This window comes from Pseudomonas sp. Irchel s3h9 (assembly GCF_900187475.1).
In the GTDB taxonomy this organism is placed as follows: Bacteria; Pseudomonadota; Gammaproteobacteria; order Pseudomonadales; family Pseudomonadaceae; genus Aquipseudomonas; species Aquipseudomonas neuropathica.
Map to the genome: position 1 here is coordinate 90,069 of NZ_FYDH01000006.1, position 14,106 is coordinate 104,174.

Annotated in this window: 8 protein-coding genes; 5 read left to right on the forward strand and 3 right to left on the reverse strand. The window is 59.6% G+C overall.

Features of this window, described 5'->3' with window-relative positions; translation table 11 throughout:
- Positions 1–168: 168 nt before the first annotated feature.
- On the reverse strand, positions 169–2,607 hold the full coding sequence (locus tag CKW26_RS11810; RefSeq protein ID WP_095048709.1) for a Lon protease family protein: 2,439 nt from the start codon (positions 2,605–2,607) through the stop codon (positions 169–171).
- A 416-nt stretch (positions 2,608–3,023) separates the two neighbouring features.
- On the opposite strand from CKW26_RS11810, the gene CKW26_RS11815 reads away from it, so the two are divergent.
- From CKW26_RS11815 to CKW26_RS11835, 4 genes are all read left to right on the forward strand, one after another.
- On the forward strand, positions 3,024–3,512 hold the full coding sequence (locus CKW26_RS11815; protein WP_007909797.1) for a DUF3015 domain-containing protein: 489 nt from the start codon (positions 3,024–3,026) through the stop codon (positions 3,510–3,512).
- Between the two features lie 94 nt (positions 3,513–3,606).
- Positions 3,607–5,460: a DUF4105 domain-containing protein gene (locus CKW26_RS11820; RefSeq protein ID WP_095048710.1), complete on the forward strand. Its 1,854-nt coding sequence runs from the start codon at positions 3,607–3,609 to the stop codon at positions 5,458–5,460.
- A gap of 211 nt (positions 5,461–5,671) precedes the next feature.
- Positions 5,672–6,028, forward strand: a complete 357-nt coding sequence (locus CKW26_RS11830) for a hypothetical protein (RefSeq protein WP_093434789.1) — start codon at positions 5,672–5,674, stop codon at positions 6,026–6,028.
- A 69-nt stretch (positions 6,029–6,097) separates the two neighbouring features.
- Positions 6,098–6,592 (forward strand): GreA/GreB family elongation factor, encoded by a 495-nt coding sequence (locus CKW26_RS11835; protein WP_095048712.1) that lies wholly within the window; start codon positions 6,098–6,100, stop codon positions 6,590–6,592.
- On the opposite strand, the gene gdhA is transcribed toward CKW26_RS11835, so the two are convergent.
- Both gdhA and ettA read right to left on the reverse strand, forming a co-directional pair.
- On the reverse strand, positions 6,589–7,926 hold the full coding sequence (gene gdhA, locus CKW26_RS11840; protein ID WP_095048713.1) for an NADP-specific glutamate dehydrogenase: 1,338 nt from the start codon (positions 7,924–7,926) through the stop codon (positions 6,589–6,591). The genes CKW26_RS11835 and gdhA overlap by 4 nt on opposite strands.
- A gap of 350 nt (positions 7,927–8,276) precedes the next feature.
- The gene (gene ettA / locus CKW26_RS11845) at positions 8,277–9,941 is read right to left on the reverse strand and encodes an energy-dependent translational throttle protein EttA (protein ID WP_007909789.1); all 1,665 of its coding nucleotides are present in this window, start codon (positions 9,939–9,941) and stop codon (positions 8,277–8,279) included.
- A gap of 285 nt (positions 9,942–10,226) precedes the next feature.
- On the opposite strand from ettA, the gene morA reads away from it, so the two are divergent.
- Positions 10,227–14,075 carry a cyclic di-GMP receptor MorA gene (gene morA / locus CKW26_RS11850; protein ID WP_095048714.1) on the forward strand — a complete coding sequence of 1,283 codons (3,849 nt, stop codon included), beginning with the start codon at positions 10,227–10,229 and terminating at the stop codon, positions 14,073–14,075.
- Positions 14,076–14,106: the final 31 nt, after the last annotated feature.

The window sequence follows — 14,106 nt, forward strand, 5'->3', positions numbered from 1 at the left end:
TTGTGTGAATATTGGCGTCAGAGTTGTGGCGATTTTCCCGAAGAACACCACAAAGACCAATGTAGGAGTGAGCCTGCTCGCGATAACGGTGTGCCAGGCAACTTATTCGCCGACTGACACTCCGCTATCGCGAGCAGGCTCACTCCTACAGTTTGACCGCGTTTAGGTTCAGGCCGGTTTGGCTTCGGCCAGCGCTTCTTGGGCCAACTCTTTCTCGGCTTCCTTGAGGTCTTCTTCGCTGATCATCTCAGCGATGTCACGCAAGCGCTCCACCACCCGTGCATTGATACTGCCTTCGGGGAATTCGCCATCGGCATTCGGTTCACCGGCCGGTTCGCCCACCAACAGACTCAACGCCTCGTCGGCCTGACGCACCGCGTACACGTGGAACTGCCCGGCACGCACCGCCGCCAGGACTTTCTCATCGAGCATCAGCGTGGCGACGTTGGCCTGAGGAATGATCGCGCCCTGCTCGCCGGTCAGCCCGCGTGCTTCGCAGAGACGGAAGAAGCCTTCGATTTTCTCGTTAACCCCGCCCACCGCCTGTACTTCGCCGAACTGGTTGATCGAGCCGGTGATCGCAAAGCACTGTTTCAATGGCGTTTTCGACAGCGCCGAAATCAGCGTGCACGCCTCGCCCAGCGACGCGCTGTCGCCGTCGACGTAACCGTATGACTGCTCCAGCGCGATGCTCGCGGAAATCGCCAGCGGGAATTCCTGGGCATAACGGCTGCCCAGATACCCGGTAAGGATCATCACACCTTTGGAGTGAATCGGCTGGCCGAGGTTGACCTCACGCTCAATGTCGACAATGCCGCTGCCGCCCGGATACACCGTGGCGGAAATCCGCGCCGGCACACCAAACGCCGAGTCGCCGACTTCTAGCACGGTCAGACCGTTGCACTTGCCGACAGCGGCGCCATCGGTGTCGATCAGGATGATCCCGGCAAGCATGTCGTCGAGAATCCGCGCCGACACACGACCGGTGCGCGTGGCCTTGGCTTTCAAGGCACGTTCGATATGCCCGGCATCGGTCATTTCATCGCCGGCCAGGTGACGGATGAAATCCGCTTCGCTGACCAGTTGGAACAGATCACCAATGCGCGCCGACAAACGCCCTTGGTGCTCGGCCAAACGTGCGCTGTAGGTTGCCAGACGCGCTACCGCATCAGCGGTCAGCGGCGCCATGCCTTCTTCCGAAGTACGGGTTTTCAACAACTGGGCGAATTGCTCCAGGCTCTCGTCGACCATCGGAATGTCTTCGTCGAAGTCGACCAGAACACGGAACATCTCCTGGAAGTCCGGATCGAGATCTTGCAGCGTGTAGTACAGCGACCGCGCACCGATGATGATGACTTTGACCTGCAACGGAATGTGCTGCGGGTTGAGCGTCACGGTGGCGAAACGGCCCATCTCGCCCAGCGGCGATTCCATTTTCAGCTTGCGCGATTGCAGTGCGCGTTTCAGCGCATCCCACACAAACGGCTCGCTGAGCATTTTTTCCGCTTCAAGGATCAGGAAACCGCCGTTGGCACGGTGCAAGGCACCCGGACGCAACTGGCGATAAGTGGTGTAAAGCGCACCCTGATCGGTGGTGTATTCGATGCGACCGAAGAGGTTTTCGTACGTCGGGTGCGGCTCGAAAACGACTGGCGCCCCGCCGCTGGACGGATGACCGACCACCAGGCTCGGCGCGTATTGCTCTTCCAGCAACTTGCGCGCGACGGCGTCGGTCTTGCTGTCGTCGACCAGTTGCTCGACCACGGTTTTCAGCAGATAGACCTGCATCGCTTGCAGGTAACCGCACACCGCAGCGTTTTCCGCGTACTTCTCCGACAACGGCGACAGTAGCGGCTGCAAGGCCAGGGTGATGGTTTCTTCGTTGAGCGAGCGCAGTTGATTGTTCGACTCACGCTTCCACTGCGGCAGGCTGGCGAGTTCTTCGTTCAGGCGCTCTTCGAGGCCGGAAATGTCATCGTGAAAACGCTCGCGATCGGCTTCCGGCAACTGGGCGAATTCGGCTTCGTCCAGCGCTTTGCCATCGAGCATCGGCGTGAAGGCGATGTTGCTGCTGTCGCGATACAGGGCAACGTCTTTTTCCAAGGCCAGGCGCTCGATGATGTCGAGGGCTTTGTCGTAGCGCTGGTTGAATGCACGGTCGATGGCGCTTTTCTTTTGCTGATAGGACGGATGCTCGAACACCGCTGGAAATGTCGCCAGCAGGTTGTCGATCAAACCGTTGATATCACCGATGAATGCACCGGCAGTGCCCGAAGGCAGTTCCAGGGCGCGCGGTTCGCGCGGCTCATCGAAGTTATTGACGTAGACCCAGTCCGCCGGGGTCTGCAGGCGTTTGCCTTCGGCCTTCAGGTAGCGTTTGACGAACGAGAAACGGCCAGTGCCGGGCTCGCCCATGACGAAAACGTTGTAACCGGGGCGTGGCATGGCCACACCGAACTGCAAGGCTTCGACCGCGCGTTCCTGGCCGAGCACACCGCGAAAGGGCTCCAGATCATTGGTGGTAGTGAAGCTGAACTGTTCAGCGGAAAACGGACGGGTCAGCGCTTCGGGCGCGAGACGCAAGCTGGCAGCAACAGGATCAGGCATCGGGCTTCCTTAACAATCAGGCGGGGCAGATAGCGGCATTCTGGCGCTGCCTGTGCCCCACTGGCAAGGCGCGCCACATGACAAAGCATAGACAACCGGCAATGCCAGCGGCCCGCCCCCTGAAATCGGGGTTTATTCCAAATATTTTGCAAAAAACCACGGAACCCCTGGAACATGCCTAAACTCCAAACTGCGCGGCTGGAACTAATACCGGCCCACTGGCTTCGTTTGGCTCTGAACGTAAGCTCGCCGAGCGGCGATCAGGCAAGGCGAAAACAGGCGAGGAAGCGGAGTGTAGGGTCCTACATGAGCATTCCGAGCCTGTTTTCAACGCAGCATGATCGTCGCGCAGGCAGCTTACGTTTAGAGCCGGCCAGAACCCTGTCCATTGGTATGCACATAAAGAGAAAAAAGCTATGAAACGGATTCTTCTCGGTACTCTCTTCACCGCTGTATCCATCAACGCAATGGCGCAAGCTCCAGGCGGCCCGGATTGCGGTTGGGGCAACATGCTGTTCGAAGGTCAGCGTGGCACCCCGGCGCACTTCCTCGCTTCCACCACCAACGGTACCTCCGGTAACGCCACCTTCGGGATGACGTCCGGCACCAACGGTTGCTCGACCAACGCATCGCTGACCTACGGCGGCAAATCCTGGTTTGCCATGAATGGCATGATGAACGAGCTGTCCGAAGACATGGCCAAAGGCAACGGCGAAGCGCTGACGACTTATGCCGTGGTACTGGGCGTGGCACCGGAAGACCGTGCGCACTTCGCTGCTGTGACTCACGAGCACTTCCAGCAGATCTTCAGCAAGGCTGACGTGACCGCTGAAGACGTGCATACCAACACCCTGGCCGTACTGAAATCGGATCCTCGTCTGGCCAAGTACGCGACTCAAGCTTAAGCTCGACCCTACCCGCTTCCTTCGGGAAGCGGGTTTTGTTTTTTCGGCCCGCCCTCCTTGGGTCTTTATTTCTTTCCTGTTCAAGTTGCCGACTATGCTCAAACGCCTTGCCTGGCTGGCGCTCTGTGTCTGCGCCCCGCTGTCCGCCGCGCCCCACATCGACCCTCAACGTTTGCAGCAACTGGCCAACGACCGCTTCTGGATTTCCCTCGGTCACTACGAAACCGCCAAGCTTGGCGGCTGGCGCAGCTATGTCAGTGACAAGAAATTCTTTCTCGCGCCCGATGGCAACGAACATCCCGATCATGAGCTGGAAGCCACCGTGCAAGCGCTGTACGCCCCGGCGAGCCTTGGCGAGCAACATGCGCAATGCGTTTATCCGGCGCGCACTCGCTGGCTGAAAGCGCAGCTCAATCTCAGCGATCTGCCAGCGCCGGCATGCGCCGAATACAAGAAGTGGTTCAAGGACGTCTCGCCGCACAGCGCGGTGATGATCTTCCCGGCGGCTTATTTGAACAGTCCGTCATCGATGTTCGGCCACACCCTGCTGCGCATCGATCAGGCCGATGTGCAGGCCGACAAGACCTCGCTGCTCAGTTACGCGATCAACTTCGGCGCCTACATCGAAGGCTCGGACAACAGCATCCTGTACGCCTGGAAAGGTTTGATGGGCGGTTATCCGGGACTGTTCGCGCTGGTGCCGTACCAGGAAAAGCTCTCCGAATACCGCAGCCTGGAAAACCGCGACCTGTGGGAATACCGGCTCAACCTGACGCAAGAAGAAACCGCGCGCATGGTCGAACATGTGTGGGAGTTGAAGCAGATCCAGTTCGACTACTTCTTCTTCGACGAAAACTGCTCGTATCGTCTGCTTGAGTTGCTGCAGGTGGCACGCCCGAGCCTGCGCCTGACTGAACAATTCCCGTTGACCGCGATTCCCACCGACACCGTCAAAGCGGTGAAGGAAGCCGGGCTGGTGGAAAGTATCGAATACCGCCCGTCCCGCGAGCGCGAATTGCTCAGCCGTGCCGAGCCTTTGAACAGTGACGAACAGCAATGGGTGCTGAACGTCAGCGCCGATCAACAGCAGTTGCAGAATCCGGCGTTCAAAGCCCTACCCCGCGATCGTCAAGCGTTGATCATCGACGCGGCGTATCGTCTGGAGCGCTACCGCGCCAACGGTCAGGAACGCGATCCACAACGAGCGCAGCGCAGTTTTGAATTGCTGCGGGCGATCAACAAGAACCCCGCCCCCGAACTGGACATCCCGCAACCGGGCTTGCCCGAAGACGGCCACGAATCGCGCACCTGGCAGGCCGGTCTCGGCACCCGTGGTGATCGCGCATTCGGTGAGTACGGCTTGCGCATGGCCTATCACGATCTCAACGACAACGCTGAGAGCTTCCCGCTCGGCGCGCAGATCGAGATCCTGCAGATGAAACTGCGTCAGTACGAGGGCAATCAATGGCAGTTTCAGCAACTGGATCTGGCGACCATTCGTTCGCTGACACCGCGTAATGAGCTATTGCAGCCGCTGTCGTGGCAAGTCACTGGCGGTCTTGAGCGCGTACCGGGCAAGCACGATGACGAGACGCTGGTCAGCCACGTCAATGGTGGCGGCGGCGGGACGTGGGCGCTGGGGGATGATGTGCTGGGTTTTGCCCTCGGCACCGTGCGCGTTGAACACAACAATGATTTCGCCGAGTTCGTCTCGCCAGCCGGCGGTTTCAATACCGGCGTGTTGTGGAAAAACCCGTTGGGCAATCTCAGTCTGGAGGCTAAAGGCGATTACTTCTTCAATGGCGAAGTACGCCGCAGCCTCAGCCTGAATCAGCAGTGGGAGTTGTCGCGCAACCTTGGTTTGCGCCTGAGTGCGCAGCGTGAGTTCAGCCATCTCGCCACCCCGGAAACCGAGGTCATGCTTGAAGTGAAGTGGTATCACTACTGATCCCGAACACATCCCCCTGTAGGAGTGAGCCTGCTCGCGATAGCAATTCATCAGTCACTGGTGCGGTGACTGATACACCGCTATCGCGAGCAGGCTCACTCCTACAGGGGATTTGTGGTGCTCAACGAATTACTCACATGCCTTTCACCAACGCTCGACGAATCAGCTTCTAGACTTTCCCATAAGCCGAGAACCGGCGCGGGAGAGTGCGATGTGGCGGTGTGCGGGTTTGCTGGGTGTTGTGCTGTTACTGGGCGGTTGCCAGACCACCCATGAAGATTTGATCGCCAAGGGTTATCCACCGGCCTTCGCCGACGGCTTCGATGACGGTTGTGTCAGCGGTCGTCAGGCGGCGGGTTCGATCAGCGGCGAGTTTCGCAAGAACGTGCCGCGCTATCTCAAGGACAAGCAATACGCCGAAGGCTGGACCGACGGCTTCCGCCAGTGTCAGGCAATGTTGGAAAACAAGGACCGCGAACAGTATCGCAATGAACATTGGGACGAACGCGAGCGCGCCTGGCAGCAACAGAAAGATCAGGACGCCGGGCGGGCCTATCGCTCGCAATAGTCGTTTCCAGACATCCAGTGAAACCAAATGCCTGCGAGCATGGCCCAAACCTCATACGAGGAGAACACCATGAGTCGCGCATTCGTCAACGAAGACAACGCCGCCGCGCAAGCCGATCAGCCGGTCGAACGGCAGGTCAGCGCGCAGCCCAATTACGTCACGCCGCAAGGGCTGGCGCAGTTACAGGCAAAGGTCGCTGAACTGCAAACCTTGCATGCAGAACAATCGGCCAAAGGTGAGCAGGCTGACAAACAGCGTCTGGCGGATCTGGAAAGGGATTTGCGGTATTTCAATCAACGCCTGAGCAGCGCACAAGTCGCGGTTGCCGCGACCTCCACCGACAAAGTGCAGATCGGCAGTTGGGTGACCTACGCCGACGAACACGACACCGAACGGCGGGTGCAACTGGTCGGCGAAGATCAGGCCGATGCGAGCAAAGGCCTGATCAATTGGGGCTCACCGCTGGGCCGCGCGCTGCTGGGTGCGCGGCTCAATGACGAGGTGCTTTGGCAGCGCCCCGCCGGCGATCAAGTGATTGAAGTGATCCGCATCGAACCGGCTTAAACCACGCCCTGCGCGAGCATTGCGTCGGCGACTTTGACGAAGCCGGCGATGTTCGCGCCTTTGACGTAGTTGATCCGTCCGTTCTCTTCGCCGTAGTGCACACAAGCGTGGTGGATCGACTGCATGATCGCGTGCAGTTTGCTGTCCACCTCACCTGCCGTCCACAGCAAGCGCATGGCGTTCTGCGACATCTCCAGACCGCTCACTGCCACGCCGCCAGCGTTGGACGCTTTGCCCGGAGCGAAGAGAATGCCGGCCTCGATAAAGATATCCACAGCCTCCAGCGTGGTCGGCATGTTCGCGCCTTCAGCCACGCACACGCAGCCATTGCGCAGCAGTGTGCGCGCGGCTTCGGCGTCGAGTTCGTTCTGCGTAGCGCACGGCAGCGCAATGTCGCACGGCAACGACCACGGCAGCTGACCCGCGCGGAATTCCAGACCGAACGCTGCCGCCAGTTCGCTGATGCGTCCGCGCTTAACATTTTTCAGCTCCAGCAGTGCCAGCCACTGCTCTTCGCTCAGCCCGGCTTCGCAATACAACGTGCCTTCTGAGTCGGACAGGGAAATCACTTTGCCGCCCAGATCCATGACTTTGCGCGCGGCGTACTGCGCAACGTTGCCGGAACCGGAAATCGCCACACGTTTGCCTTCGACGGTCTGCTCGCGGCGTTTGAGCATTTCTTCGGCAAAGTAGACGCAGCCAAAACCGGTGGCTTCCGGACGAATCAGGCTGCCGCCGTAGGTCATGCCTTTGCCGGTCAGCACACTGGTGAACTGGTTGCTCAGGCGCTTGTACTGGCCAAACAGGAAACCGATCTCGCGCGCACCGACACCGATGTCACCGGCCGGCACGTCAACGTCGGCGCCGATGTGGCGGTACAACTCGCTCATGAACGCTTGGCAGAAACGCATGACTTCGCCGTCGCTCTTACCCTTCGGATCGAAGTCCGAGCCGCCCTTGCCGCCGCCCATTGGCAGCGAGGTCAGGGAGTTTTTGAAGGTCTGTTCGAAGGCGAGGAATTTCAGCACGCCCATGTTCACCGACGGATGGAAACGCAGGCCACCCTTGTACGGGCCGATCGCACTGTTCATCTGGATGCGGAAACCGCGATTGACCTGGACCTTGCCCTGATCGTCGACCCACGACACGCGAAAAATCACCGCGCGCTCCGGCTCGCAGATGCGCTCCAGAATCCCCGAGGTCAGGTAATGCGGATTGGCTTCGAGAAACGGCCACAAACTGCGCAGGACTTCTTCGACGGCCTGGTGGAATTCGGGTTGATCCGGGTCGCGTTTTTTCAGGCGAGCAAGGAAGGATTCGACGGATTCGATCATGGGAAAAGTCTCGGCAAATTTATTGTCGTTGGAGGAGATTGGGCCGGACTGTAACAAACGAATTGCGCACAGGAACAGAGCAAAATGTCGCAGTTATGAAATTAAATGGTGCACAGGATATAAATAAGGCGGTTTTTTGAGCTTGTTTTGCACCTGAATGGGGAGTCTGGGTTCAAGAAATGCACCACCAGTTATACAGCTATCGCGAGCAGGCTCACTCCTACAGGGGAACGCATTTCAAATGTAGGAGTGAGCCTGCTCGCGATGGCCACACCTCGATCCCGCTGAAAAAAACCAGGCAAAAAAAACGGAGCCCGAAGGCTCCGCTCTTTTATGCAACCAACCCGGTATCAGGCCAGTTTCTTGTGACGCACGCGGTGTGGCTGGGCAGCCGCTTCGCCGAGACGCTTTTTGCGATCGGCTTCGTACTCGGTGTAGTTACCTTCGAAGAAGATCGCTTGCGAGTCGTCTTCGTACGCCAGGATGTGCGTCGCCACACGGTCCAGGAACCAGCGATCGTGAGAGATCACAATGGCAGCGCCCGGGAAGTCCAGCAGGGCTTCTTCCAGCGAACGCAGGGTTTCCACGTCGAGGTCGTTGGACGGTTCGTCGAGCAGCAGGACGTTGCCGCCCTCCTTCAGGGTCAGCGCCAGGTGCAGACGACCGCGCTCACCACCGGACAGATCCTTGACGAACTTCTGCTGATCGCCGCCCTTGAAGTTGAAACGACCGACGTAGGTACGCGACGGGATCTCGTAGTTGCCGATGCGGATCTGGTCGGAACCGTCGGAGATTTGCTGGAATACAGTCTTGCTGCCATCCAGGTCATCACGGCTCTGGTCAACGCAGGCCAGTTGCACGGTTTCACCGACTTCGATGCTGCCCGAATCCGGCGTTTCCTTGCCCATCAGCATGCGGAACAGGGTCGACTTACCGGCACCGTTACCGCCGATCACGCCGACAATGGCGCCTTTCGGCATCGAGAACGACAGGTTGTCGATCAGTACGCGATCGCCGTAGCCCTTGGTGACGTTCTTGAATTCGATGACCTTGTCGCCCAGGCGCGGACCGGCCGGGATGTAGATCTCGTTGGTTTCGCTGCGCTTCTGGAATTCCTGCGATTGCATTTCTTCGAAGCGTTGCAGACGCGCCTTGGATTTCGACTGGCGGGCTTTCGCGCCTTTGCGCACCCACTCCAGTTCTTCTTTCATGGCTTTTTCGTGAGCCGACTGCTGCTTGGATTCGGCGGCCAGACGATCGGACTTGGCTTCGAGCCAACCCGAGTAGTTGCCTTCGTACGGAATGCCCGCGCCGCGGTCGAGTTCGAGAATCCAGCCAGCGACGTTATCGAGGAAGTAACGGTCGTGCGTGATCGCTACCACAGTGCCCGGGAAGTCGTGGAGGAAGTGCTCCAGCCACGCCACCGAGTCGGCGTCCAAGTGGTTGGTCGGTTCGTCGAGCAGCAGCATGTCCGGCGCGGACAGCAGCAGACGGCACAGGGCCACACGACGCTTTTCACCACCGGACAGGTGTTCTACTTTGGCGTCCCAGGCCGGCAGACGCAGCGCATCGGCGGCGACTTCCAGTTGACGCTCAAGGTTGTGACCATCGCTGGCCTGCAGGATCGCTTCGAGTTTGGCTTGCTCGGCAGCCAGCTTGTCGAAGTCGGCATCCGGATCGGCGTAAGCGGCGTAGACCTCGTCCAGACGCGCTTGCGCATCCTTGATCACGCTGACCGCTTCCTCGACCACTTCACGCACGGTCTTGGTTGGATCAAGTTGTGGCTCTTGCGGCAGATAGCCGATGTTCAGGTCCGGCATCGGACGGGCTTCGCCCTCGAACTCGGTGTCGACGCCAGCCATGATTTTCAGCAGCGTGGACTTACCCGAACCGTTGAGGCCGAGTACACCGATCTTGGCGCCGGGGAAGAACGACAGCGAAATGTTTTTGAGAATTTCCCGCTTCGGCGGAACAACTTTGCCCAGCCGATGCATGGTGAAGACGTATTGAGCCATGGAGAACCTTGGGTCAGTGACAGATGAATGATTGCAGCGCAGGCGAAGCCCGGCCAGACCATGCGCGTCGTTCACTTGATGGTTATCAATGCGTGCGCGCTGAAAAAGTCTGAGTCTAGGAGCTGGAACGCTCCCGCGTAACCGGCAAAGCTACCTGAATGATGAAAGGCAGTCCAGCCGCGCGGGGCTGGCACTTCGCCACGACTCAAGGCATGCTAGCCGCCCTTTGGGCGTCCGGCTTATAGTGCACGTCGCGCCAGTCCAGCCAAATCGCAGGATCACAGCTTGTCCAATGTCACTCCGCCAGCTTCTGTGAGCAGCACCCCACCGGCGCCCGGCTCGTCCCTGCGCGGTACATTAAAGGGTGCGCTGGCGACGCTCGTGCTTTTATTGCTCGCGTTGCTGTTCTGGCAACTGCTCGATCAACTGCGCGAAACCCAGAAAAACCAGCGCCAGTACACCATCGATTACACCGCAGACCTCGCCTCGCAGGTCAGCCTGAACATGGCGCTGAACGCGCAAATCGCCCTCAATCTGCTACCGATCGTCGAACAACCGCAATCAGCCGACGAACAGCAGGTGCTATTGCGCAAGCTCCAGCAATCCTTGCCTGACCTGCGCAGCCTGGCCCTGCTCACCCCTTCCGGCAAAATCATCAGCGACAGTGACGACAACAGCCACGACGCCAGCTACCTCACTGAACTGGTGCGCCGCAGCCGTGCACAGGCGCATTACTTCAGCAACGCCGACGACGGTTCTGTAGTGCATCTGTTATTGCATCAGGCCAGCGGCAGCACGCGCGGTTATTGGGCATTGCGCCTGACTCCGACGTTCTTCGACTCGCTGACCAAACAGGGCGAAACCGGCATCCGCCCGTTGTGGCTGGTGGAAAACCGCCTCAACCATCAGATCATCAGCCGCGACGAAGCGCAGCCCTCGGCCAGGGCCGGCGTCTTGAGTCCGGACGACATGGCCAACACGGTGTTGACCGTGCCGCTGAGCAGCAGCGACTGGCAGTTGCGTGGCCTGTTCGACCGCCAGCGTGTGCTCGAGGAACTGCTGCCGGCGTTCATCGGCAAATGCCTGCTGGGCCTGGCGTTCTCGATGTTGCCGGTGATTGCACTGCTCAACATGCGCCGGCGCCAGCGCCAGTTGCATGAGGGTCGCCGCCGTTATCAGGACATTTTCGAGGGCACTGGCGTGGCCCTCTGTGTGCTGGACCTGTCCGGCCTGAAGCAGGTCTTCGACAAGGCGCAGATCCAGACCAGCGACCAGCTCAAGGCCTGGCTCGACCAACCGGCGCAACGCCAGCAACTGTTGCAGGAATTGCGCGTCACCGAGGTCAACCAGGTTGCGCTGCAATTGCTCAATGTCAATTCCTGCGAGCACGCCTGGCAACTGTTGATCGACGGCCATCCACACCGCCAGTGCGCCATCGGCAATCAAGTGCTCGACGCCGTCCTGCAGCAGCAAAAGCAGCTGGAACTGGAAATCAAATTGCCGGACATCAACGGCCGCGACCAGCACCTGTGGATGGTGTTGCGTCTGCCAACCGAGCAACACGACTATAAAGCGGTGATTCTCAGCATCAACGACATCACTAGCCGCAAGCTGATCGAACTGTCGCTGCTCGAACGCGAAGGCTTCTGGTCGGACGTGGTGCGCACGGTGCCGGATCACCTGTATGTGCAGGACGTGATCAGCCAGCGGATGATTTTCAGCAACCACCACCTCGGTCAGACCCTCGGCTACAACCGCACCGAACTGCACCAGATGGGTGAGTATTTCTGGGAAATTCTCCTGCACCCGGAAGATGCCGACTACTACCATCGCTCGCGGCAGATGCAGCGCCACGCCGGTTACAGTCAGTTGCTCCAGTGCCAGTTGCGTTTCCGCCATCGCGACGGCAAATGGCGGCGTTTCGATATTCGCGAACAAGCGCTGGCCCGGGACAAACACGATCAGGTCACGCGGATCATCGGCGTGGCCAAGGACATCACCGAACAGATCGAAGCCAGCGAATCCCTGCGCGACAGCGAGCAGCGCTACCGCATGCTTGCCGAAAGCATCAGCGACGTGATTTTCTCCACCGACAGCAAGCTCTCGCTGAACTACGTCAGCCCGTCGGTGCAGGCCGTGCTGGGTTATGACGCTGAGTGGATTTTCCAGAACGGCTGGCAATCGACCATCGCCAACCCGCAACAACTGAGCGGCATCTACACGCTGATGGATCGCGTCAGCAAGGCGCTGGACAAACCCGAGCAACTGGCGGTGTTGCGCAACCAGGTACAGACGCAATTGTTCCTGTTCGACTGCCTGCGCGCCGATGGCCGCAAGATCCCGATCGAGCTGCGTCTGGTGCTGGTGTGGGACGAACATGGTGCGTTTGAAGGCGTACTCGGTGTCGGTCGCGACATCAGTCAGCAGCGCCGCGCAGAGAAAGACCTGCGCATGGCCGCCACGGTTTTCGAACACTCGACCTCGGCGATCCTGATCACCGACCCGGCCGGTTACATCGTGCAAGCCAACGAAGCCTTCAGTCGCGTCAGCGGTTACGCCGTGAGCGAAGTGCTCGACCAATTGCCGAACATGCTCACCGTTGATGAGCAGCAGGACGCACACCTGCGCTACGTACTCAAACAACTGCATCAGCACAGCACCTGGGAAGGCGAAGTCTGGCTCAAGCGCCGTAACGGCGAGCATTACCCGGCGTGGGTCGGCATCACCGCCGTGCTCGACGACGAAGGCGATCTGGCCAGTTACGTGTGCTTCTTCAGCGACATCAGCGAGCGCAAGGCCAGCGAGCAGCGGATTCACCGCCTCGCCTACTACGACGCCCTGACGCATTTGCCGAACCGCACGCTGTTCCAGGATCGTCTGCACACTGCGCTGCAATCGGCCGAGCGACAGAAGTCGTGGGTGGTGCTGATGTTCCTCGACCTCGACCGTTTCAAACCGATCAACGACTCCCTCGGTCACGCCGCCGGCGACCGCATGTTGAAAGACATGGCCACGCGCCTGTTGGCCTGCGTCGACGATGACGACACCGTGGCGCGCATGGGCGGCGACGAATTCACGCTGCTGCTGCAACATCGCTCCAGCCGCGAAATGGCGCTGAACCGGGCGATTCATGTCGCCGAGCAGATCCTCGGCAGCCTGGTGCGGCCATTCGTGCTCGAAGGTCGCGAGTTCTTTGTCACGGCCAGTATCGGCATTGCCCTGAGTCCTCAGGACGGCAACGAACTCAGCCAGTTGATGAAGAACGCCGACACCGCGATGTACCACGCCAAGGAGCGCGGCAAGAACAACTTCCAGTTCTATCAGGCCGACATGAACGCCAGTGCGCTGGAGCGTCTGGAACTGGAAAGCGATTTGCGCCACGCCCTGGAACAGAACGAATTCGTCCTGTATTACCAACCGCAATTCAGCGGTGACGGCAAACGCCTGACTGGCGCCGAAGCGCTGTTGCGCTGGCGTCATCCACGCCGTGGCCTGGTGCCGCCGGGGGATTTCATTCCGGTGTTGGAAGAGCTGGGTCTGGTGGTGGACGTCGGCGACTGGGTGATCAGCGAGGCGTGCCGTCAGTTGAAGACCTGGCACCAGAATCGTGTCCGTGTGCCGAAGGTGTCGGTGAACATCTCGGCGCGGCAATTCTCCGATGGCCAACTCGGCACGCGGATCGCCACAATCCTGCGTGAAACCGGCCTGCCACCGGCGTGTCTGGAACTGGAGCTGACCGAAAGTATTCTGATGCGCGAAGTCAGCGAAGCGATGCAGATTCTCGCCGGGCTGAAAAACCTTGGCCTGAGCATTGCGGTCGACGACTTCGGCACCGGTTACTCATCGCTGAACTACCTCAAACAATTCCCGATCGACGTGTTGAAGATTGACCGCACCTTTGTCGATGGTTTGCCGTCCGGTGAGCAGGATGCGCAGATCGCCCGGGCGATCATCGCCATGGCGCATAGCCTGAATCTGGCGGTGATCGCCGAGGGCGTGGAAACCCATGAACAGCTGGACTTCTTGCGTGAGCATGGTTGCGATGAGGTTCAGGGGTATCTGTTCGGCCGACCGATGCCGGCGGGGCGGTTTGAGGCGCAGTTCAGCAATGACGCGCTGTTCATGTTCGACTGAAGTCCTGCGGCGCGAGCGAAAAGATCGCAGC

What these genes read in the sequence shown, in the direction of transcription:
- CKW26_RS11810 (WP_095048709.1), bottom strand. Translation starts at nt 2,607, where the DNA reads ATGCCTGATCCTGTTGCTGCCAGCTTGCGTCTCGCGCCCGAAGCGCTG.
- CKW26_RS11815 (WP_007909797.1), top strand. Translation starts at nt 3,024, where the DNA reads ATGAAACGGATTCTTCTCGGTACTCTCTTCACCGCTGTATCCATCAAC.
- CKW26_RS11820 (WP_095048710.1), top strand. Translation starts at nt 3,607, where the DNA reads ATGCTCAAACGCCTTGCCTGGCTGGCGCTCTGTGTCTGCGCCCCGCTG.
- CKW26_RS11830 (WP_093434789.1), top strand. Translation starts at nt 5,672, where the DNA reads ATGTGGCGGTGTGCGGGTTTGCTGGGTGTTGTGCTGTTACTGGGCGGT.
- CKW26_RS11835 (WP_095048712.1), top strand. Translation starts at nt 6,098, where the DNA reads ATGAGTCGCGCATTCGTCAACGAAGACAACGCCGCCGCGCAAGCCGAT.
- gdhA (WP_095048713.1), bottom strand. Translation starts at nt 7,926, where the DNA reads ATGATCGAATCCGTCGAATCCTTCCTTGCTCGCCTGAAAAAACGCGAC.
- ettA (WP_007909789.1), bottom strand. Translation starts at nt 9,941, where the DNA reads ATGGCTCAATACGTCTTCACCATGCATCGGCTGGGCAAAGTTGTTCCG.